Raw genomic sequence first — 21,500 nt, forward strand, 5'->3', positions numbered from 1 at the left:
CTAACATAAGTGCCTAAGTTCAAGCGGCCATATTATACCAATTTCATTAAATTATTGCCCACTTGTACTGGCTAAAACATTCCAAGTCTGTGTTGCATCCCAATAGCAAGCTATTGCTCAATTGAGCGCCTTACCTTGATTTATTTTCCCTTCGCACAACAAGATCACAAACTTAATGAAACTGGTATTAACATTTTTCCTGCTTGGTAGATAAACGTAAACCGGAATGGCGCTTAACTTGTGCAGTAACACCTTGTTGCCAAATACGTTGGTTAGCCGCGATGGTCAACTGCTTTTTCGCCCGCGTAATGCCGGTATAAAGTAATTCTCGTGATAACAGCTTACTGCCTCGTTGTGCTTTATGTGGCTCGCTGACTGTCGCGGAGAGAACCATAGCCACATGGGAGAATTCACTGCCTTGGGTTTTGTGAATAGTCATGGCATAAACGCTCTCAAATTTGGGTAATCGCGATGGCAATATCTTTCTTATGCCAGGCTGCGGTGTTTCATCGGTGTTAACTTGACGATCACCTTTACTGTCAGTATTAGTATCGGTTTGAGTGTTAGCTGTAGAGCCTGCTTCAGCGCTATCTTCAAAACAGGCCATTAAATGAGCTTTGCCTGTTTGATCGAAAACTCGCCAGAGTATACCTATATCACCATTGTACAACCCTAAGCGGTAGTCATTTTCATTAATCATAATGGGCTGACCATGATAAAGCACTTGCTGATTTTGTTGGAAAGGTGCGTTATTTTTCCCTAAATAGCCTTTGATCACTTCATTGATGCTTTCAACCCCGTAATCACCCTTCCTAGTTGCACACAGCACTCTAAATTGCGCTAACAGGTCAAAAGCATCACTGACACTAGCGCAATACTCAATCGGCTGGTAATACTGTTTAACCAGCGGTGCTAACCAACTACCAAGCTCGCCTTGGGCCAGTGTTAACTGGCTCGGGCTGTGCTGACTTGTTGAAGATTGTGACTCTTGGGAATTTTTAAGCAACTGCCAACTCGACTTAACATCGCCTCGAATAACACTATTGGCGATTAAACCTATGCCGCCCTTGCCGTCAAAACGTCTAGATTTCATTAAGAAAGATAAATAATCAACCTTACTTTTACCATCACTGTATTGTGACTGCCCTGAAAAAGCCTCGCTAATTTGATTATTACTCAGCTGACAAACCTGATTTAAATACTTTTCATTATCAAGGCTGTAACCGCCGTGGGGACGCGGGGCGATATCAGCCAGTACGCTACCGGCGGCAACTGACGGTAATTGATCGGCATCGCCTAATAAAATGACTTTAGCATTGTCTTTTAACGCTCTAAATATCCGGGTCATTAACGGTAAATCAACCATAGAGACTTCATCAATAAGCACGACATCATAAGCTAAGCGATTATCTTCATGGTGTCTAAAGTTAGGCGAGTTCGGTAATACCCCTAACAAACGATGAATAGTTTGCGCCTGTGTTGGAATTTCAGCCAGTATATTATCGTCGATTAAGCCTTTAAACCCTGAGACGGCGTTGATAATAGATTCTGATAAACGTTGTGCCGCCTTTCCTGTAGGGGCAACCAGGGCGATATTGAGTGCTGACTGACGTGGTCTGTGTTCTTGTTCATTTTTCGCGGTTAAGCTTGTCTGCTCTAACATAAGTAGCGCTGCTAGCAGTTTTGTCACGGTATAGGTTTTTCCCGTACCCGGTCCGCCGGCAATCACACTAAAGTTTTTATTAATGGCATTGGCAACGGCAATTTTTTGCCAATCAATTTCTAATGGCGCTTCGTTATGTTGTCCACTAGCCAAACTCGGCTCATTTGGAAATAAAGCCGTTATACATTGCTCAATGTGGTCATTATCATAATGACCTTGCGGTGCTAAGCGCAAAGTAATGGCTTGTTCAAGTTCAGTTTCAAAGTAAAAATAGCGACGTAGATATAAGTTGTCATTGTTCAGCACCAACAATTGTTGGTCTGTTGCTTGGATAGCTAACCCTGTCAATAAGGCTTGCAATTGCGTTAATGGCGCGAAGACAAAACCCGCATGGCTAAGCGTCACTTGTTGCTCGGTTAGTTGCTGCGTTGCGGCTAACTCTTCGTTCTTCGCCTGAGCTGAGTTGTCTGAGTCGTCTGATTGCTCTGATATGGAAGCAGACACCGCTGTACTTTGTACGGGAAAGCCTTTCGCCCAATGTTGCTCAGCAATTTCACTTAACGGTAAACAACTGTGTCCTGCGCGTAAACTTGCGCTCAACGCTAAAAACATATGGAATAAATTTTTCTGTTGCCCCTCATCGAGCACCTTACCAAGTGTTAACGCGGTATTCATTTCTTTTGCAAAGAAATAATCGATAGCTTCAACGCCTTGGATAACTTGTTTAACTTGATTAAAGTGCTTATATACGGGTTCATTTACCGCTTTAGTCATTCCCTTTGTAATAGAACAATGGCCAGTCGCATCACTGGTATTAGTTGTATTAGTTGTTATCTCAGTCATATTAGCCCCCTTCATTTACGTGTGATTGGGCAGGACATTCATTAGAAAATAAGCTATCTAAGTTATTTATTTCTTGCTCACTGATTTGACGATAATAAACACCTGCGCCTTTATGGTCGGGATCTGTAGTCATACCGCGGAGATATAAATAATACACGCCGCCAAAATGTTGATTAACATCATAATCAACCAGGGTTTGTTTTAAATAGCGGTGCAACGCTAATGAATATATAAGATATTGTAAGTCATAATAATTTTTCTCAACATTATCGAGTAATGCATCAAATTGATAATCTTGAAAACTATCGCCTAAATGACTCGACTTATAATCACACAAGTAATATTTACCTTGGTGTTCAAAAATCAAATCGATAAAGCCATGCATCATACCGGATAGCTTTTTATAACTTGGTAACATCACTGGATATTTTAAAGATACCGATGAGCTCTGAGCTGAGGTATCAGTTGAGCTGTCACTTGCTTGCCCACGCTGTGCGCTATTTCGGTGATCGGTTAGCAATTTAGCCAAGGCGTTTGTGCCCTCACCTTGCATTGGAAAATAGAACTCACTTTCGCGTAAGGTTTTATTGCTACCAAGCTCGGCCAGACATGCTGCTGGTTCATCATCAGTAATACTATCCATTGTGGTATCACTTGTGTTAACGGTAAGGTGACTGGTAATGAATGGCGTTTTAAGCACGTCTTCTAACCACACCCTTAAATCAGCTTCAGTAAATGAGGTATCGTTGCTGGCATTAAGGTCACCGTAAACTAACAGCGGTTTTTCAAAACTTTCTTGCCAATCGGGGCCAGTAAAATCCGTTTGTTCTAAAATATCGTGTAATAAATTACCTGTGTGGGCACCTTTCGCTAATTTAAAGCATATTTGTTCACTGACTTGTAAAGCCCTTGCTTCTATGGAAATAGTTTCGATGGCGATGACTTCATTGGCGACCGCTGCGATGGTTACTATATCCGTATCCCTGTCAGGGTTAGACACACCCGCATGGCGAATATTGCGACTTAACGCTGAGAATGAGCTCAACCACCAATCTCGCTCTATTTTACCCTTGAACTTACTGGCCGCCGGCTTGGGCAAGTCTTGTTGGCTATTCGTCGCCATAACTAATGCTCGTTCATCTACGCCAGCATTGTCACTATCATAATCACTATCTAATGCCACTTCACGAATACCTATGGCATGTTCAGCACTGGCTTTTAGTGCCTGTAACGATTTAAGTATACTTTCTTGCTCTTGTATTTGCAGTGTTTTACCTAAGGGGGATAAATGATAAGCATCAAATGCACAGCACAATACATAACATCGACGCTCGGCTCTGGTAATCGCGACATAAAGCAGACGTATACTTTCGGCATAGGCTTCGTTGCTCATCGCTTTTTTAGCTTCTTTTGAGCCATCAAGGCTTAAACAAAGTGCACCTTTACTATCGTGATATTCAAGATAACTAACGGATTTATTGCCAAACTTCAAAGGATCTTTATGACGCGTGGCAAAAGGAATAAATACATAAGGGTACTCCATGCCTTTTGAGCCATGCTGAGTAATTAAACGAATAAGGTCGCCATCGCTCTCTAAACGTAGTTCTGCTTCAACGTCATTGGTTTCTAGGTGACATTGCTGCTCAAACCAATGTAGCAGCTCTTGTCCCTGACTTAAGCGCACACTCGCCGCTTGTAGTATTTCAAATAAATGCAGCACATTAGTTAAACAACGATCTTTATTATTTTGCGGCACATCAAACAGGTTGTGCATCAAATTAATGGCCATGGTAATAAAACCTTGTCGTTGCCACTGCGTTCGATAATCAATAAAAGCAAACTTCAATGTTTGATAAGCTATTTCATCTTGTTGTAGTTGATGAAGTTTTTGCGCATTAAAACCTAATAATCCACAGGATAATGCCGCAACAAATAACCGTTCATTTTCAGGAAGCAATACACCTTTGAGTAAAGACAATAATTGCTTGGCTTGCTCAGAATGAAATAAGTTAGCTCTATCTGATAAGAACACGCTGTCAAGACCTGCTTGTTGCAAAGCCTGTTTGATATCGCGTGCTTCAGCGCCATCTCGCACTAATATGGCGATGTCTTTTGGTTTAACTTTATCTCGTTCTCTGGTCGAGTCGAGTAAGGTGATGATTTCATTGGCACACCAATTAGCCAGCACAGGACGACTACCTTGACTGACTTTGTTACCTTGAGGTTTAGTCGAGCCGTGTTCACTGCCATTATCACTTTCTGTCTCCGTGAAGTGAATAAATTGCAGGGCTTTATCACTATCCGGGCTAACTTGCTCGCTCGCGCTTTGTTCTAGTATCGAAACTTTAGTTTTCTTACCCGCTAAGACAGGTAAATAAGGAATACCAAAACCAAAGACACTCTCTGCTTGGTGACGCTTTTTTTCGTCATCTAAGGGCTCATTACCTTGAACTGTCTCATTACCTTTATAAGTGAAAAACTGATTGTAGCCGTCGATCATCTCTGGCGTTGACCGCCAATTGGTATCCATTAACCAATGATAATCACAACCGCTGCGGGCATTTAAGTAGGCAAAAATATCGCCACCACGAAAGCCATAAATAGCTTGTTTAGGATCGCCAATAAGAAATAAACCGGCGCTGGCTTGTTTAGCGCTATTACCATAATAAATTGACTGTAAAATACCAAACTGTTTAGGATCGGTATCTTGAAACTCATCAATCAAGGCTACGGGGTATTGACCAAGTAACTGTTTTGCCAAAAACTTTGCTTTATCATCACTTGCACTGTCTTCGTTTGAATTGTCTTCGCTTGAACTACTTAAGCGAAGGCAGTTGGCTAAGGTATTGATAAGATCGTCAAAATCCAATAAGTTAAGCGCTTGTTTTTGTTCAATCACTTGCTGCCTGATAAGGTAGATACCTGATTTGACGATGGCATACGCTTTGGCTTTATTGATATTGTTAGCAATTTTCTTAACCTGCTCTTTAACGGCTTTTACCCCCTCAAACGCTGCAAGTAATTCAGCTTTATAAGTCGACCTTGCATAACGTTTACCATCAAAAAAACCATCCGGCATTGTTACTCTTCCCAGACCAACATCCATCAGTGAAAGTTCTTTACTGATGATGTTTTCAAGCCAAATTTTTAGTTGTGATAACTCGTCTCGTCTTTTTTCTTGCTCTGCGCCCTTTTTTACCAGTATTAAGGCATTTTCAAAGAGATCACTATTGGCGTTTAAATCGTGCAGGGCAATACGTACCAAGGATACAAATTCTGCGGCTATCTGTTCAACATCAATAACCGATAAAACACTGGTGTGGCCGATGGCTTTACTAAAACTTGATAAAAAACTATCTGGTGTTGCCCAAAAGCTGGCAAGTAGCATAAAACTATCATCATCTGACTTTGCTAAACTGCGGTACCAATCCTGGCACACTTGTAAGGTAATCTCAGAGGAGTTGGCCGCCATATTGGCGTTGAAAGGTAAACCACTGCTAAAAGCATATTGATTCAATACCCGCTGACAAAAACCATGAATAGTAAATATTGCTGCTTCATCTAAAAACAGTAACGCGCGTTTTAATAAGAATTCACGTTTTGTTTTTTCAATACGTGCATCAAGCAAGGAAAAATAAGCGTCATCGACACACAAGCTGTCCCAATCACTCAGTGCTAAGCGAATAAAGGCATCGATACGCCCTCGCAACTCTTGCGTGGCATCTTTGGTAAACGTCATCAATAATATTTGTTCAACGGTTAATTCACGCTCAAGTAATAATCGTAAATAAATACGGGTAATATTATAGGTTTTACCGGTGCCGGCACTCGCTTCAATGAGGTGTATACCACTTAAGTTGATAGTGGCTGCATCAAGGTTTTTTAGGGTTAGCACTTCGCTCGCTACCATGTCAGGTGTTTGATTAGAATCAGGAGTATTAACGTGAGACATTATTTGTTCTCCTGGGAAGCTTTAGTTTTAGCTGCGGCTTTTTTGGTTGCTGGTTTGGCTGCTCTCTTAGCGGCTTGTTTAACGACGACTTGGTATAAGTCCTGATAGATAAAATCGAGATCAGCTTCATGGCTAGTGTATTGTGGGCACTGTGGCCAAAAGTAACGTAGATAGTCATCATCACTTAAACCGCGCGTACTCATATCCCCTAACCATAAACTTTCAAAACGGGCTTGCGTCATCTCCACTGGCTGCCCACGCTTTTTAGTAAAAACATGCTCGGCCAATTGTCCGTTTAACAACAAAGGTTGCTGTTGGCCTTTAAAAAATAGCTTAATGAGGTTAATAAGTTTGGCTTTCGCCTCCATTATGGTGCCCACAGTGAACTGCTCTACTTTCTGCACCCTAGTATTAAAATATAAACCAATGGTGTCAGTCACTTTCTGTAGTTTATGTCCATTTTCGTCATTGATAATCAGTTCACCGGCGATGACCTGTTGCTGCCACACTTGTACGACAAGTTGCTGAAAATATAAGGTGAATTTGTCTTTTGCTTTAGCACTTGAGCTACGATAGTGCACCAATAAATTACCTTTAACGCTAAGCTGGCTATTCAGCGATACCTTGATACCCTCTACTTGAAGTTCGATATTACAGGCTATAATTTCAGGATTATCACAGCTAAGTTTGCTAATTTCCTCACTAAATTGCTGAACATCCTGCTGATAGTCATTAAACAAGTTTGCTGTGGTCGGTAAGTCGGGGAATTTCCCTGATAGCTGTGCACGAACGATTGCCTGTTGCGTCGCATCACTGGTTGCGGTTGAGTCTACTGACTGCTTTGACAAACTGTCTAATGAGGCACTGAGCAAATCTTGGCGTAATAAGTAACTTTGCAATTGATTGACGCTAAAAGGTTCAACATCTTCAAGTAGGCTATGGTTATTTTCGAAATATAAATTTAATTGCTGTTGAGCAAACATTTTGGATGGATGCTGATAAAAACGAATGAGTTGCTGACAAGATAAAGTCACTTCATCAAGTTGCTCATTTACTGTTAATGGCGGATCGATTGTTAACGGTGATTTATCGTTAAAGGTTTCAGTATCAGTTGCCTGCCCGGTCACAGCAGAACGTTGACCCAGCGCTAACCAATTGGCATCAAAACTCGGCCACTTACCTTGATAGTTGTTAACACTAAACGCTTGCATGGCTAACTGATAGATACCTGATTGCTGCGCTTCACTGTTACCTTGACTACTACTTTCATCGTTATTTTTACTGACGTTATCGCTATCACTCGCCTTTTCATCTTCATCTTCAACAAAATTCCAACCATAACCGTGCGTTAGATATTCCATCAATTCTTTAACCACCAATGACGGCTGCTTTTCATTATTGTTCTTAATATTGCGACCTTGGAAGCTTAGATATAATGAATTTCGTGCCGAGATAATCGCTTCAAGAAATAGATACCTGTCGTCTCCACGGCGCGATCTATCGCCGATTTCTGCTTTTGACAATGACATTAAATCAAAACCTAACGGTTGACGTTGCCGAGGAAATTCACCATCATTTAAACCCAATACCGCGATTACTTTAAAAGGAATGCTGCGCATTGGTAACATTGAACAAAAGGTAACTTGGCCAACCATAAACTGTTTACTGGCATCGCCCTGACTAAAATGTTGGCTGAGGTAGTCCACGATGATGAGTAGCGATATGTCCTCTTCAAAATGGGCATGATGACAATGTTCAACTAGCCCCGCAATCGCCTGTTCAATAACCATAAGACTGTTTTCATTACTGACATTATCACCATCAACGCGACTAAATAACTCGTTCAATTGCTCAAGTAAAAAGCTTTGCCATTGAATTGCGCTGCGAGTTCTTTGCAAGTTTTCACTAAAATACTGTAACTGTTCGATAAAGAGCATTAACTGACCGAGTAATTCGCCGTCACTGCCCTCTACATTGCTCAATAACAATTGCTCTTGGTAAATTTCTTCACTGTCAGCATAAGCAAAACCGCGTAATAAACGCGATAAACCTTGTTGCCAGGTAAAGGCAGCGTTAGCTTGTGGTCCTAATAAGGCTTGTTTATGGGTTAAATCTAAGCCCCAGTGAACTGTTGCTTGTTCTAACCAAGCAGAAATTTTCACTAAGTCTTCAGAGTTAATGGCGAACTTACTCGCCATGGCCGGTAACCGTAAAAAGGCCAATAATTGAGAAACACCAAATCGGCTATCGGGTAAGCTTAATAATTCCGTGAATGCTGCCACTAAAGGATCGCTATCTTTCGCACTACGATCGGCAATTGAGCATGGCAATGGTGGTACTTCACCCGCTATATCTTGCCAACCGCGAGTAAATACTGCATTTACATAAGGGGCGTATTCTTCTATCTGTGGGCACATCACTAGAATATCTTTTGGCGTTAAGCTTTTATCGTCATTAAATTGATGTAATAAGTAGTCGTGTAATGCCTGAACTTCGCGTAGCGCACTATGACAACTGGTGATAACTATAGAGTCATCTTGGCGTGCTTGATTAAGGCTAGGGGACTCATCTTTGTTCAGAATTCTGGCATCAGACAATTCAAGAATATCATTTTGTAGACTGTGTAAAACACTACTATGGGCGGTAGTATCTTGGCTTGGTTCATTTTTAGTCGCTTGCTCAAAAAATTCCACATCGATGGTACTGTAGTCTTGTAACATCGAGATAAATTCTCGGCCCTGCTGTCCTAAGTTGGCTAATAATGGATTGCCAACAAAACTTTGTACGTCGTTCACTTCCGCTGAAACGCCATCTGACCATTGCGATAACTTATTCAGCGCATGTTTTTCAGTGACTATGTCTCCCCAATAAGAGAAACACGGATTAAGGTGAAAGAAATGCACCTCAACATGTTCACTCAAGGCATTAATAAAATTTAGCCACATCGGTGCCATGGTATTTAAACCAAAGAAACTAATGCGTGGTGGAATCAGGTCTTTTTTGTTAGCAATATTAGCGATGGCATCATTGAGTAATTCCACCGGATTATAAGGTAATTGTGCAATTAATAACTGCCACAGCTTGCCTTGCCATTTATGTTCACTGGTGGCTACATTCTCCAGACCTGACAATTCAAATTGTCCTTGCTGCCAATTGTCTAACCACTGCGGCCTAAAAATTAAATACTGCTCATATAAATCGGCCAATTGTGTTGCTAATTGATAGCGTTTTAACTGTGCTTGTTTATCTTCTTTATGTTTTGTTTTAGCCGCTTGTTTTTCACTTTCGTTGGCGGTAACGTCACCGCGCCAATAATGAGTCGCTTGGCTAAAGTCATCATCTTCAACCACTGAATCTAGCTCTAAAAGTGCATGGATACGCCAACAAAGCACCTCTCTTGAGTATGGCGACTGATCAGGCACCTTATCTTCGCTAGCGAGTGTTCTTATTAGCTTCCATAAAAACTGAGCCGGTAACGCGTAACGCATATTCATGCTGATACCACGTTCTTTGGCAATGGCTAAGTTAAGCCAATGCTGCATACCGGCATTTTGCACTACGATGACTTCTTGATTAAATACACCTAGAGGAGAAAGTTGGGAAATTTTGTTGAGTAACAGCAACAAATTTTCCATTTTATTGGCAGGATATAAGTGGATCAAGATAACGCCTTAATGAGCTAATATTCAGCTAGAATTTAGCTAAATTTTTATACCCGTCACCCTTCAAGATGCTTGTTTCAGAGCGGTTGAGCGATTTCACTTCAAGGCGCAGTGATGAAGGAATGGTTATTCCGGAGAATATGCTCCTGCATTCTCTAATAAGCTACATCCATGTAGCGTCCTCCTTAAGTCACTGCAACGAAGAAGTGATATTGCTCAAACGCTTCTATGATGGGTTTAAAATGACTTTATGCTGCGGTAAATAATCAAAACATAGAGTGACTATGTTGGAATTATTCTCCTTGCCTAAAGCCATTTTAATTCCCACTGAAATCGAGCACTTTGAATGGTAACGGGTATATAACAAAAATAAAGACAAATTTAACCACAAGGCGTTGAAGAAAACTAGTAATATCAGTGTGCTATTTGTTAACCATTTACCCTCTGCTCACTTACTGCTTAATTACTGTTTAATTACTGCTTAATTACTGATAACTAATTGATAATTAATTGAAGACTATTTAACTTTATTTGATAAAGTCTAACTGCTGTTGATAGAAATCACCAAGTATAGGTACTTTGATTTCTTGGCCTTTTATCGCGGTGTATAATCCATATCCCCAGGCGAAAAATACCGCTATATTGAGAACCCACCCTACTAACGGCACAAATGACAACAGAGCACCGGTAATGATAAGCCCTAACGATTGACGCAAGTGAAAACTCGATAATGATGATTGATGTTTATCATAAATGACCAAAGCGACTATCCAACCAATTAAGGTAAAGTAACTGATAACCGCCACTAAAGTCGCCATTTTATATTGCTCAGCTAGGCTTAGTTTCTTTTCAAAAATATTGTCATAATCACTTGGGATATGTGGCATAAAAAACTCTCCGTCGCTAATATTGTCAAAAATTTATTGGAATTGGTTTACTTTAAATCTAGGAAAAATAATGCCATTCAACAAGGGGCTATTATTCTTCCCTCAGTACAGTAACGGCTAATTGTTTCAATTTTATGAATAAAAGCGAGTTTAATATGTTTAATTTTTTTATGCAGAACGTTTCATCGCATGGATAAAGTGTTGATACTGGTGCTGCATGGCCAGGGTAAGTTCTTCTTGTTTAGCTGCAGATAATGGCTGGTAACACAAACAATTATAACTCGCGCTAAGTCGAGTAAAAACAATGGCTAACTCTGGACATTCGCGCCTTACCTGTTTGGAAAAATCATTTACTGTCATGGCGACAGGTTTATCTAAACCTTGTTTGGCTAATTGAGTTAATGATTTTTGATAGATACGCTGCCACTTAGTTAATGAACGCGATTTTTTCTTTGGTTGGTTCAATAAGTGTAAAAACAGCATCAATATAGCCATGGTCACCACTAACGATACGGCCATGATCAATGCTAATTTCCATGACGCCATCTTGCCAAACCAGTGTTTGAATAGATCATATTGTTGCTTGTTGTTAAAACCGATAACCCAACGGGTCCATTGATAATCAAGGGCATCAAATTGTAAACGCAGTGCACTTAACCATTTGATGTTTTTCATTTGATATAAGCTAAGAAGATCGTTATTCAGGGCAGATTGCTCTTGTAATAATCGAGTGGACCAACCCGAATCTACACGCTGGGGATCGACAGCACTGGTAGGGTCAATACGCAGCCAACCTTTGCCTTCAATCCATATTTCAGACCAAGCATGCGCATCGTATTGATAAATGCTTAAATGGCCGGTGTTATCGGCTTGCTGACTATCATTGATACCATTATATTCGCCGCCCAAATAACCCGTCACCATACGTGCAGGAATACCTGACGCGCGCATTAAAAAGGTGAAGGCGCTAGCATAGTGCACACAAAAACCCGCTTGGGTATCAAAAAAGAACTGATCTAAGCTGTTATTATCAAGCAATGGCGGCTGTAGTGTATAAGCGTAATTTTCTTTATTTATTAGTGTTAATACCGCTTGCGCCCGCGACATGACATCGACATAGTTGTGCTGTAACTGCAAGGCTAATTGCTCAAGCCTAGGATTACTGTTTTTTGGATAACTCAAGTTAGCCATTTTACTTTTTTGTGATAACTCAACACCAAACGGCGCCGTTAAGTAACTGGATAATTGATAAGATTTAGCCTGGCTAAGCATCTTGGTACTGTTAAACGTATAACCCGCTTGGGCTTTGATACCACTGCTATCACCGATAGCTACTGCCGGTGCTAAAGCAAATAAATACTTTTGATAACTCGGCTCAGCAACGACTTGATAAGTTAACGGGCTAACTTCGGTTTTACTGACATCAAAGCTAAAGGCTTTAATTTTAGCGCCCGGTATTTTATTACTAGCAAACCGTTTTTGTCGAGTCCACTGCCGGCCATCATAATCCTCTAGCACCATAGCGCGCCAATAGAGTTGTGAATAAGCAGGGATCGCTTGTTGGCCAAAGTCTGCGCGAAAGGCCAACTTGGTTGATCGAGTCAAATTGGCAATATCGCCAGGTTTTACCGTGTCCGATAAACCCGTTGCTGCTGACTTTGCTGAGGGTACCTGCCAAAAAGGTGATAATCTTGGAAAGACTAGGAAAAGTACCACAGCTAAAAGCGCACTTTGAGTTAGTAACATAATGATAACTTTAACGTTAGCGACAAACTTTCTTTGGTAGGAGAAGAGCTGGTGTAATACCGCTAAATTTAGTACTAACAAGGTCAAGATTATCAGAGTAGCCGTTAGGTCTTGTCTAAAAATGAGTGATGCCGCTAAGACAAATAAACCTAACAGTAATAGTTGATAAAAATCACGGCGGCTTCTTACTTCAAAAGCTTTAAGGACATAAGAAAAACACAATAAATGTAGCATGCTCACCAGAATGCCCACTTGTTTCGCGGTAATGGCAATGGCTAAACAACCGAGTAAAGCAAAGACAGCCAATATAATTGGCGAAACAGGTTTGTTTTGATTGTTATTGGCGTGCTTACTTTGCCTAGTACCTTGTCTAGGCCCTGGTTGTTTAGCTGTTTTTAGCTGTTTTTTATTTCGAACACTGTCTCGGCTTTGATGTAATAAATGCGCCTGCCATGCCAGTGCTAAGGAGATAATGCCTAACATCCAGGTACTTAACTCTAAACCAATAACCGCAACATTTAAGCATTGGCACAACCACAGTAACCAAGAATTTTTTCGACTTAAATAAAAACTACTGCTCGCTTTTTGTTTAATGCCCCATGACTGTTGATTGACTTTCGTGTTGAAGAAAATCATTGATATAGGGCCAATGCGGTCAAACAAGCTTGTTGATGATTAATGCCAGAACTGGGCTGGATATTCAGTAAGGTATTAGTGGTGTTAGTGGTATTAGTGGTATTAGTGCTATTGTCGATATTAGCTGACAGCTGTAGGCCAAAAGTTTGATTGCTTGTCGTGAATTCACCAATAAGAAAACTTAAATAAGCCAGTTTTGTTTCTAACTCATCACTGGGCATATCACTTAATTTAAGCCACTGTAGCTGATTTTGACTTGATTGATAATGTTTGGAAAAGTGACCCTGCCCTTTGGCTAACTGTTTCCAAGCCGTTCTTGCTCTTGACTCGCCTCGAACAAAACTCTTCAACTCACAGAAATCATCTGTGCCGACTAAGTTAGCCGTATGGTAACTTTCTATACTGGCTGAATCTTCCTGAGCAGAACATTGATATTGTGCCAACGTTAAACGCCTTGGCTTTGGAAAAATAATCACGTAATGACCGAAATCTAGCACAGTTTTACTTTTAAAGAGACCTAAAGAGTACTCGCTAAAAATGGTCACTCGACCCAAAAAATGCTTACCTCGTTGTGATGATTTAACCCGTAAGCTGAACTCTTGACTGCCTCGTTGGCATTGCTCTACTGTCTCAATGTTACTATTTAAAGTACGATCAGTAAAATGCGCATTGATATCATAGTGAATTTTCTCAGCCGTTATTTTAATAGCAAAAGATAAGGTATCGTCAGCATAACCTTGCTGTTTAGCTAAGCTAAAAAAGCGTATCTGTGAAAAATTATAAAAGCTATGCAACATGACACTGATAAACAAACTAGCCAATAAATAACTCAACAATAAAATAATATTATTCTGGTAGTTAGTCCCTAATAAAAATACCAAGATAACAAAACCTAGATACGCCATGCCAAATCGGCTTGGGTATATCATGATATTACGACGGTTCAGTTGGTGTTCCTGCCTTTTGGGGATCCTTCGAGCTAGCCACCGCTCAAAATTTGATTTAAAAAAACCGCTAATCAACTGTCTGGGTAAAAATTTTGCCTTAGCTGCCTTAGTTACCATCATGACTCCCCTGTTCAATGGTGCTAATAACCACTTAAAAAACTATCTTAATAACCAAAGGGATTGAGCACATCAACACTATCAAGTATTTGTTTCGCCACCGAAGCGCCAAACTGATTTCCACCTAACGGTTGGTTTGGTTGTATTTCTAACCTGTGCTGGCAAACCACATAAAAGACGGCCTGCACATCATCTGGTAAGACATAATCTCGGTTATCTATAAATGCCATGGCCTTTGCAGCTTGTAGTAACGCTTTTGATGCTCTTGGTGATAATGGCTTGCAGCGAATTTCGATTTCGTCGGCGCTACCATTAGGCTCTTGATTAGCTTGAGCAGTCTGGCCACTATATGCCCGTCTACTGACATGACTTAAGGCAATAATATATTCAATAACATCATTTGAAACAGTCACTTCAGTCACTGCCTGTTGCATAGCAATAAGTGCTTGTTCTGTTATCACCGGCTCATTATCAACGGTATTAGATCCTTGGTTAGTTGACGTCGACTGATTTGTCCGCAGAGCAGGTGATAATAATATTTGTTTTTCTGCTTTTAAGTCAGGAAACCCTAAGGATAAGCGCATCATAAAACGATCGAGTTGTGACTCAGGTAATGGGTAAGTACCCGCATGAAACAACGGATTTTGAGTCGCTATCACAAAAAATGGGTTCGGTAACGCATGGGTAATACCATCAATACTGACTTGGTTTTCAGCCATTGCTTCTAGCAGCGCACTCTGTGTTTTGGGACTTGCTCGGTTAATTTCATCAGCCAAGATAACCTGGTTGAAAATAGGGCCTTTGTGAAGTTCGAAGCCGTTAGTCTCATTATTAAAGATTGAAAACCCAACAACATCGGCGGGTAATAAATCATTGGTGAACTGGGTACGCTGATAGCTTAAACCTAACGTAGTGGCAAGTATGTGAGCCAAGGTGGTTTTACCCATACCAGGTAAGTCTTCAATTAACAAATGTCCTTGGGCAAGCAAACAAGCAAGTGCTAATCGACACTCTTTGGGTTTACCAAATACTACCTTTTCAATGGTCGTTAAAATGGCAGAGATGGACTGTTGACTGGCGTAGACTTTATCGACAATGGGTGGCGATTTCGGCATAAAAAAACGTCTAATTAAAGAATTAATTAGACGTTTTATCATGAATAGAGGGTAAAGGGAATTGCTAGCCCTTATTATTTCGACGGCTAACAACCGCTTCATTTAACTGACTTAATAATAGCTCGGTATCATCCCAACCAATACAAGCATCCGTGATACTTTGGCCATAAACCTCTGCCTTGCCGTTAACAAGCCCTTGATTGCCTTCTACCAAATGGCTTTCGACCATAACACCAAAAATATTATCGTTACCTTGACTAATTTGGCCGCTAACATCGGTAGAGACTAACATTTGGTTCTCGAATTTTTTATTTGAGTTGGCATGGCTAAAGTCGATCATCACTTTAGTATTCAAATCAGAGCTTGAAAGTTGTTCGGTTACCGCGTTAACACTTTTCGCGTCAAAATTAGTGGTTTTGCCGCCACGTAAAATAATATGGCAATCACCATTACCGGTAGTTTCAACAATGGCCGCATGACCAAACTTTGTGACCGATAAAAAATGATGTGATGCCGCTGCTGAGCCAATAGCATCAATAGCAATTTTAATGGTGCCATCAGTGCCATTTTTGAAACCTACCGGGCACGATAGACCTGACGCTAATTCACGATGAACTTGTGATTCAGTGGTACGCGCGCCAATAGCGCCCCAACACATAAAGTCAGCCATGTATTGCGGTGTGATCATATCTAAAAATTCGCCCGCGGTTGGCAGACCCAAATCATTTAAATCAAGCAGTAATTGACGACCAATACGTAAACCATCGTTAAGTTGAAAGCTGTTATCCATATAAGGGTCATTGATTAAGCCCTTCCAACCCACGGTAGTACGCGGTTTTTCAAAATAAACACGCATAACAATTTCTAAGCTATCTTGATATTTTTCACGTAATTTTACTAAACGATTGCCATATTCAAGTGCCGCTTTTGGATCATGAATAGAACAAGGACCGATAACCACGAGTAAGCGATCATCTTTGCCCTTTAGAATATTGTGAATAGCAGTTCTGCCCGCAACCACTGATTTAGTTGCTTGCTCTGACGCAGGAAATCGCTCTAACAAGGCGATTGGAGGTAATAAGTCTTTAATTTTATTGATGCGTACATCGTCAGTTTGGTACATAGTTGGCTCTCTTTACTGCTATTTCAGTGCTAATTAATGATAAAACTTGTGTCTTATACTTAATTTGCAAAATGTCGACGATACTTATTTGTTGGTTAATTTTCTATGACTTTACGTTCTACTTTACGTTTAAGAACCAGAAAATCAACTTAAGTACCTTATTATTTATTCCTAATTAGGATCCCATCATCAATCTAGCAGTGTTGTTAATCGAATGCCACGAATAATTGACCCGACCTGTAAGTATTTAGACTAATTATTCTAATCAGGCCAAAGGCAGAGTAAATAAAGAGAAAAGCTAGCGGTTACTTAAGTAAGGCATGTCCCTCGGGTAACTGTTTTGCTATCCATAATGCCAGTTTATGTTTCATATTGGGTTGATCCTCATTATCCACAGCTAAGGGTTGAATAAGTTTATCGCTAACCAATAAACGATAAAGACTTTCTATTTTATCCTTAGCTGAATTGGTTGCTGAAAAGGCACTATAACCGCGGTTAACGGCATATTTTTCACCTATGGTTAATGCTTTTTTTAATAATTCGGCTTCATTCTTTAATTTTTTCATCGGTTTTGTCCTGCTAGAAATATGGCTTGATTTAACCATGTCTTAAAAGACCAAAGAATACAAGATAAATACTAATACCTTAGGAAAGTTACCGAACAATAAACGCCTAATAAACAACCAATTACAGTTTAATTTTCTTTCCTCAACACTTTCTGGCATTTCTTTTGATATACATCATATTAGCGGATCATCATGCTCGTATAATTGCGGGATAAACTAATAATTAACTATTCCGGTGTCACTATGCCTATATCACGTACAAAAAATTTACAACACAAAGCCTATATCCCTTCATCCGCTCGTGAAAATCAATACTTGATGGCTAAAATCCCCTTAACTGATGCGTTAATTACTCAGTTCCAGTACCTGATTTATAAAAATAAAGAGAATCCTTTTGAGAAACTCTACCAGTACTTCGCCGATACATTTTTCGCTATTAATGATAAATATGCCCTAGAAAGTACTCAGTTTATTGCCAATGATAAATTTGCTAGAGTACGCTTTAGCCCAGAAAAATTTACCGCACAAACAAAGCAACAAGTGTTGTTTTTATATAATCCTAAATATCATACCAGCCGCAATAGCTTTTTTAATGGTGCCAATAGAGCCAAAAAGATAACCTTAATTTTTTTGGCAAACGGGGAAGATATTCGTGGTCAGTCAGCTCAATTTCATAGACTAGTGACTAAAGCCTTAACCGACTTTGCCCAAGAAACGAATATTGCACTAAGCCAAATACGCGTGAGTGATCATCAGCACTTAACTTATGACTTATTTGCCAAAAACAAGGGCATAGAAGGCAGTCAAGCACACAAATTTAGAGCTATTGCTGACCGATATTTGGCAGACAACCTAGTATTACCTGAGCAGGCGAGATCACTAACCTACGCGGTAGTTGATTTCCCTATTAACGCCCGCATTCGAGGGTTAGTGGATCTAGACGAAAATATTCAAAAGCGATACAACCCACTTTACAGCCTTATTGCTGATGCTTTTATTGGTGCAGCTAAAAATCAAAACTTAAATAACGGCGCGGTTATCGCCAATGGTTTAGTGCCGATAATACGTTCGGCTGAAGATGAAAACGTGGTTACCGCGGGTGAATTACTCATGTTGGGCTATAACCCTCAACATACCAGTTGTGGTTATACCTGTAAGTGGAATTCAGCTAAATTAGTTGACAGTATTCAACTAATATTTGTCGCCAGTGACCAGGATAAAACTAGCCATGGTTATGGAAAGTTTGTAAATAATGTTGAGCAAGCTTTACGCGTATTTTCACAAAAACTTGATATTGTTACCGAAAAAGAAGAAATAATGGTGAGATTACATCAGCATATTGGCTTTCATTTAGCATAATTGCGCTTAATGTATTTTCATTGATTTGTTTCAGTAGTCGTTAATAATTTTGGCTAAACTAAGTGTTTTCGGCTATTTACTTCAATTATCCATGCATCATCCTATTAACCGTTATACTCATAGTTACGAGGTTACGCTTGCTGGAGATTGGTATGTTTTTAAAAAACAGAAAGAATGGCGATATGGTTGATGTTGATAAAATCCAAGATTTAACTAATTTGTACCATGAAAAGGTTTTAGGAAGTTATCAAGTGGGCGAAGAAGTTCAAGATCCACAAGAATTTGAAAAATCAGAGCTGACTTTTCTTTCGGGTGAAGACCTACCCCGGTGTTGGACTGATCCACACTATAGAGCCCATAGGAAGTAGTTTGACTACACAGGGTTATAAAACTTTGCTCGGCACAGAAGAACAATCACCTTACTAAGGAAGAGTATTATCCCCCTTTCTTAGCTCAATTTAGCCATTTTATTGAGTAAAAATAATTGGCTGAAAATTTAACTCTGCTTGAAATACCTCAAGCCATTAAGATGTGCGGCAAAACGCGCTATCTGTAAGTTAATATAGCTATACATTGTTATACATTCGCCCTGATAGTTATAATTTTCTATAGGCAGGGTTTCGCTATTTGAACTAAAATAATAATAAGTCGCGATTAACTTGAGCGTGAGTATATGTTGCGTTTATTCTTTTTTATAATGCTGCTCAACCCTTTGTTGCTCAATGTCACATTAGCTGCAAAGCCCCCTCCTTCTGTTCAAAAAACCATCCCTGTTTTAACCATAAAAGGCGCTATTGGCCCAGCAGTGAGTGACTATATTGCTAAAGAAATAAGCAAAGCTAATCAACAAAAACAAGCTGCCGCTATACTGCTTATCATCGATACACCCGGAGGCTTAAGTAGTAGTTTGCGCGATATAAATCAACGTATCCTTGATTCAGACATACCACTACTGTGCTTAGTTTTCCCACAAGGTGCACGCGCAGCTAGCGCTGGCACTTATATATTATATGCTTGCCATGTTGCAGCAATGGCCTCAGCAACAACATTGGGCGCCGCTACACCGGTAAATATCGGCGGTGGTTTTACCCCTAAGCAACAAGACAAAGCAGCTAAACCACAAAAATCTGCCATGGAGAAAAAAGTGCTCAATGATGCCATCGCCTATATTCGCTCGTTAGCGCAATTAAGGGGACGCAATGTAAAATGGGCTGAACTGGCCGTTAGCGAGGGCGCCACTTTATCTGCCCAAGAAGCCTTAGCAAAAAATGTCATTGACTATTTAGTCGAAAGCCCAGAGCAATTGTTAAAAGTACTTGATGGTAAAACCATTACGGTTAAAAAACATCAATATCCGTTAAAACTCGCCGGTGCACAACTGGACTACCGGCAACCCGATTGGCGTAGTAAATTTATTGCCACCATTACCGATCCTAATATTGCCTACCTGTTAATGATCATTGGTATCTATGGCTTGTTGCTTGAATTTTATAATCCCGGTATTGGCATCGCCGGTATCACTGGTGCTATTTCGTTATTTATCGCCCTATATGCATTTCAACTTTTACCTCTTAACTACGCCGGCTTAGCTTTATTATTACTCGGCATTAGCTTACTCGTTGTCGAGTCTATGGTACCGAGTTTTGGCGTGTTTGGACTCGGTGGTTTAGTCGCTTTTATCTTAGGCTCTATTTTTCTAATAGATACCGAACAACAACAGTTTCAAGTCTCGCTAAAGCTCATTATTACCCTCGCAGTAGCCAGTGGCTCATTCATTATTTTCATTCTAGGCTATATGTGGCGTCTACGTAACAATCAAGTCGTTAGTGGTTTGGAGGCCCTTATTGGCGCCCAAGGCACAGCACTTGAGAATTTTACTGGTGACGGTTTTATTTTGTTAAAAGGTGAACGTTGGGCAGCAATCTCTGCCGCAGAGCTTAAACAAGGCGAAAAAGTGACAGTAAGTAGTATTAATAATTTAACGGTTACTGTAACAAGGTCAGCTCACCTTGATAAAAGTTAACCCATTGTATGGAGATAAATACCATGATGGAATTTTTACTTGATACCGGTATGTTGATGCCGCTGGCAATCATTAGTGTAGTGTTATTGTTTGCCTTTAGTTTGTTCAGGGTTTTAAGAGAATACGAGCGTGGGGTAATATTTTTCTTAGGTCGTTTCGAAAAAGTAAAAGGGCCTGGATTAATCATTGTCATTCCTATTATTCAACAAATGGTACGGGTCGATTTACGTACTGTCGTTATGGACGTGCCTAGTCAAGATGTTATCAGCCGTGATAACGTTTCCGTGCGAGTGAATGCCGTTATCTATTTCCGTGTTGTCGATCCACAAAAAGCCATCATTAATGTTGAGAACTTCTTACAAGCAACCTCACAATTAGCACAAACAACCCTAAGGTCTGTTCTTGGTCAACATGAGTTAGATGAGATGCTTGCCAATCGGGACATGTTAAATACTGATATACAGGCTATATTAGACGCACGCACAGACGGTTGGGGTATTAAAGTATCAAATGTCGAAATTAAACATGTCGACTTAAATGAAACCATGATACGAGCAATTGCCCGTCAAGCAGAAGCAGAGCGTACTCGACGAGCTAAAGTTATCCACGCCTCAGGGGAAATGGAAGCCTCTCATAAATTGGTCGAGGCTGCTAATACTCTGGCGGTGGAGCCAAATGCGATTTTATTACGTTATTTACAAACGCTTACTGAAATCGCAGGAGAAAAGAACTCAACGATTTTATTTCCAATGCCAATGGAGTTGATGGAAGGAGTATTTAGCAAAAGAACTCACCATGACCCAAAAAACACCCCGGAAAGTAAAAAACCAGATGGTTAACTCTATTTAAGACCGTTTTCAT

At 40.2% G+C, this 21,500-nt stretch carries 13 protein-coding genes; 4 read left to right on the plus strand and 9 right to left on the minus strand.

All coding sequences use genetic code 11. The features are described 5' to 3' along the window. Positions 1–187: 187 nt before the first annotated feature. From recD to F580_RS0117300, 9 genes are all read right to left on the minus strand, one after another. The gene (gene recD / locus F580_RS0117260) at positions 188–2,506 is read right to left on the minus strand and encodes an exodeoxyribonuclease V subunit alpha (RefSeq protein ID WP_019029003.1); all 2,319 of its coding nucleotides are present in this window, start codon (positions 2,504–2,506) and stop codon (positions 188–190) included. A 1-nt stretch (position 2,507) separates the two neighbouring features. Continuing rightward, positions 2,508–6,458, minus strand: coding sequence for an exodeoxyribonuclease V subunit beta (gene recB / locus F580_RS0117265; protein ID WP_019029004.1), 3,951 nt, complete (start codon positions 6,456–6,458; stop codon positions 2,508–2,510). Continuing rightward, the gene (gene recC, locus F580_RS0117270; RefSeq protein WP_083927012.1) at positions 6,458–10,120 is read right to left on the minus strand and encodes an exodeoxyribonuclease V subunit gamma; all 3,663 of its coding nucleotides are present in this window, start codon (positions 10,118–10,120) and stop codon (positions 6,458–6,460) included. Before recC ends, recB begins: the two co-directional genes overlap by 1 nt. A 527-nt stretch (positions 10,121–10,647) precedes the next feature. Continuing rightward, on the minus strand, positions 10,648–11,007 hold the full coding sequence (locus F580_RS0117275) for a DUF4870 domain-containing protein (RefSeq protein WP_019029006.1): 360 nt from the start codon (positions 11,005–11,007) through the stop codon (positions 10,648–10,650). Positions 11,008–11,175: 168 nt separating this feature from the next. Beyond that, on the minus strand, positions 11,176–13,389 hold the full coding sequence (locus tag F580_RS0117280; RefSeq protein WP_019029007.1) for a transglutaminase TgpA family protein: 2,214 nt from the start codon (positions 13,387–13,389) through the stop codon (positions 11,176–11,178). Beyond that, the gene (locus tag F580_RS0117285; protein ID WP_245560639.1) at positions 13,386–14,456 is read right to left on the minus strand and encodes a DUF58 domain-containing protein; all 1,071 of its coding nucleotides are present in this window, start codon (positions 14,454–14,456) and stop codon (positions 13,386–13,388) included. The genes F580_RS0117280 and F580_RS0117285 overlap by 4 nt, the downstream gene beginning before the upstream one ends. Before the next feature lie 44 nt (positions 14,457–14,500). Continuing rightward, complete coding sequence (locus tag F580_RS0117290; RefSeq protein ID WP_051092106.1) at positions 14,501–15,568, minus strand: AAA family ATPase; 1,068 nt, start codon at positions 15,566–15,568, stop codon at positions 14,501–14,503. A gap of 64 nt (positions 15,569–15,632) precedes the next feature. Next, positions 15,633–16,691 (minus strand): 3-deoxy-7-phosphoheptulonate synthase AroG, encoded by a 1,059-nt coding sequence (gene aroG / locus F580_RS0117295; protein WP_019029010.1) that lies wholly within the window; start codon positions 16,689–16,691, stop codon positions 15,633–15,635. Between the two features lie 305 nt (positions 16,692–16,996). After that, positions 16,997–17,257 carry a DUF5062 family protein gene (locus tag F580_RS0117300; protein WP_019029011.1) on the minus strand — a complete coding sequence of 87 codons (261 nt, stop codon included), beginning with the start codon at positions 17,255–17,257 and terminating at the stop codon, positions 16,997–16,999. 243 nt (positions 17,258–17,500) lie between these two features. Here F580_RS0117300 and F580_RS0117305 point away from each other — a divergent pair, with 243 nt between their 5' ends. From F580_RS0117305 to F580_RS0117320, 4 genes are all read left to right on the plus strand, one after another. Continuing rightward, positions 17,501–18,616 carry a DUF3083 family protein gene (locus F580_RS0117305; RefSeq protein WP_019029012.1) on the plus strand — a complete coding sequence of 372 codons (1,116 nt, stop codon included), beginning with the start codon at positions 17,501–17,503 and terminating at the stop codon, positions 18,614–18,616. Positions 18,617–18,768: 152 nt separating this feature from the next. Continuing rightward, complete coding sequence (locus F580_RS0117310; RefSeq protein ID WP_019029013.1) at positions 18,769–18,984, plus strand: hypothetical protein; 216 nt, start codon at positions 18,769–18,771, stop codon at positions 18,982–18,984. A gap of 305 nt (positions 18,985–19,289) precedes the next feature. After that, a complete protein-coding gene (locus tag F580_RS0117315) occupies positions 19,290–20,639 on the plus strand; it encodes an NfeD family protein (RefSeq protein WP_019029014.1) in 1,350 nt (449 codons plus the stop codon). A 50-nt stretch (positions 20,640–20,689) separates the two neighbouring features. Continuing rightward, positions 20,690–21,478 carry a slipin family protein gene (locus tag F580_RS0117320; protein ID WP_425393352.1) on the plus strand — a complete coding sequence of 263 codons (789 nt, stop codon included), beginning with the start codon at positions 20,690–20,692 and terminating at the stop codon, positions 21,476–21,478. Positions 21,479–21,500: the final 22 nt, after the last annotated feature.

Source organism: Colwellia piezophila ATCC BAA-637 (genome assembly GCF_000378625.1).
GTDB classification, from domain to species: domain Bacteria; phylum Pseudomonadota; class Gammaproteobacteria; order Enterobacterales; family Alteromonadaceae; genus Colwellia; species Colwellia piezophila.

Coding starts and splice junctions, on each gene's coding strand:
- recD (WP_019029003.1), bottom strand. CDS start 2,506: ATGACTGAGATAACAACTAATACAACTAATACCAGTGATGCGACTGGC.
- recB (WP_019029004.1), bottom strand. CDS start 6,458: ATGTCTCACGTTAATACTCCTGATTCTAATCAAACACCTGACATGGTA.
- F580_RS0117275 (WP_019029006.1), bottom strand. CDS start 11,007: ATGCCACATATCCCAAGTGATTATGACAATATTTTTGAAAAGAAACTA.
- F580_RS0117280 (WP_019029007.1), bottom strand. CDS start 13,389: ATGATTTTCTTCAACACGAAAGTCAATCAACAGTCATGGGGCATTAAA.
- F580_RS0117285 (WP_245560639.1), bottom strand. CDS start 14,456: ATGATGGTAACTAAGGCAGCTAAGGCAAAATTTTTACCCAGACAGTTG.
- F580_RS0117290 (WP_051092106.1), bottom strand. CDS start 15,568: ATGCCGAAATCGCCACCCATTGTCGATAAAGTCTACGCCAGTCAACAG.
- aroG (WP_019029010.1), bottom strand. CDS start 16,691: ATGTACCAAACTGACGATGTACGCATCAATAAAATTAAAGACTTATTA.
- F580_RS0117300 (WP_019029011.1), bottom strand. CDS start 17,257: ATGAAAAAATTAAAGAATGAAGCCGAATTATTAAAAAAAGCATTAACC.
- F580_RS0117305 (WP_019029012.1), top strand. CDS start 17,501: ATGCCTATATCACGTACAAAAAATTTACAACACAAAGCCTATATCCCT.
- F580_RS0117310 (WP_019029013.1), top strand. CDS start 18,769: ATGTTTTTAAAAAACAGAAAGAATGGCGATATGGTTGATGTTGATAAA.
- F580_RS0117315 (WP_019029014.1), top strand. CDS start 19,290: ATGTTGCGTTTATTCTTTTTTATAATGCTGCTCAACCCTTTGTTGCTC.
- F580_RS0117320 (WP_425393352.1), top strand. CDS start 20,690: ATGTTGATGCCGCTGGCAATCATTAGTGTAGTGTTATTGTTTGCCTTT.